Here is a 1,677-nt window from a genome sequence, read left to right as displayed (position 1 = left end):
AGGAGCTCACCGCCTCGGCGACCTCCTGCGTCGAGACGTTCTCGCCCTTCCAGCGGAACGTGTCGCCGATCCGGTCGACGAAGTAGAAGTAGCCCTGCTTGTCCTTCTTCAGCAGATCGCCGGTGCGGAAGAACGCGTCGCCCTCGGCGAAGGCGTTGCGCAGGAATCTTGCGCTCGGTCGCCTCCTTCGAGGTGTAGCCCTCGAAGCGTCCGCGCGAATCGCCGGCGCGCGTCGGCATGGCGCCGATCAACTCGCCCACCTCGCCGAGCTCGCACTCGATCAGGTGTCCCTTCGCGTCGCGCGGATGCTCGTCCCGCTCGACGTCGTAGCGGACCACGCGCGCGTCCATCAGCAGCCTCGACGGAATCCGGCCGACCGAGCCGAGCTTGTTGTCGAGGTTCATCATCGCGACGTTTCCCTCGGTCGCGCCGTAGAACTCGACGATCTTGGGAATCCGGAAGCGGTCGCGGAAGTCCGCCCAGATGTCGGGCCGCAGACCGTTGCCGATGCAGAACGAGAGCTCGTGCTCGCCGTCGCGCGGATGCGCGGGCTGGTTCAGCAGGTAGCGACAGAACTCGCCGATGTACTGGAACGACGTCGAGCGCGTCTCGCGCAGGTCGCTCCAGAACTCGCGCGCGCTGAACTTGCGCCGCAGCGCGAGCGTCCCGCCCGAGAGCAGCACCGCGCCGGCGGCCATCGCGCCGCCCGCCGAGTGGTAGAGCGGCAGCGCGCAGTACATCACGTCGTGCGGCTCGAAGCCCGCAAGGCGCGCCGCGCTTCCAGTGGTGAAGAACTTCAGGTGGCTGAAGCGGGCCGCCTTCGGCAGCCCGGTGGTGCCCGAGGTGTAGATGTAGAAGAGATCGTCGCCGGCGCCCGCTCCGGCGCGCACCGATGCCGGCGGGTTCGCCGAGGGGCGGCTCGCGAGGTCGTCGACGAGGTCGCGCGCCCCGGCCGGCGACGAGACGGGGTCGCTCGCGGGATCGTTTGCGACCCAGACCTGCCATTTCGAGGCGTCGTCCACGGTAGCCAGAAGCGGCAGCAGCTCCGAGCCCACGATCAGATGTCTCGCGTCTGCGGTGTCGATCGCGTGCTCGAGCGCGCGACCCGTGAGGTTGGTGTTGATCAGCGCGCTGGTCGCGCCGACCTTCGCGAGGCCCGCCCACGTCTCCAGGAACTCGGGCCGGTTCTGCATCAGCAGGGCGACGCGCTGGCCGCGGCCGATTCCCTGGGCGAGCGCCCAGTGCGCCACGCGATTCGCGCCGCGGTTGTACTCGTCGTAGCTGAGCGTGCGGCCCTCGAAGATCACGAAGGGGTGGCGCGCGCGGGCCGCGGCCTGCTCCTCGATCACGTCCGCGATCGTGCGCGGGGTCTCCGGCCGCATCCGCGACAGGGGCAGGCCGAACTTCGCGAAGCGCCAGAGCTGGGACGCGCGTTGGAGCAGCATGCGCCTACGCTACCACAGCAAATCGGGCTTGCGGCCGGTCGCGTGCGCGTCGATCCTCGCGCCAGGAGGCCGCGCCGTGGGTGATCTCTCCGAGTTCTCGCTGCCGATCCGGATGTACCTGCGCGGCTACCGCTGGCGGGTCGTCGATCCCGTCCCCTGGGCTCCGCTGCGCGTGCCGCTCGCTCGCGCGCGGCTGGCGCTCCTTTCGAGCGCGGGCTTCGTGATGCCCCCC

Annotated in this window: 1 protein-coding gene; it reads right to left on the bottom strand. The window is 70.0% G+C overall.

Annotation, left to right across the window (positions count from 1 at the left end):
* Positions 1-1,445, bottom strand: a 1,445-nt coding sequence (locus FJ108_18580; GenBank protein ID MBM4337900.1) for an AMP-binding protein, incomplete at its 3' end; no start/stop codon positions are given.
* Between the last annotated feature and the right edge of the window lie 232 nt (positions 1,446-1,677).

The sequence above is a fragment of the Deltaproteobacteria bacterium genome, assembly GCA_016875225.1.
In the GTDB taxonomy this organism is placed as follows: Bacteria; Myxococcota_A; UBA9160; order SZUA-336; family SZUA-336; genus VGRW01.
The sequence above is the reverse complement of the archived record's forward strand: the minus strand, read 5'-3'. Positions and strand labels throughout refer to the sequence as shown.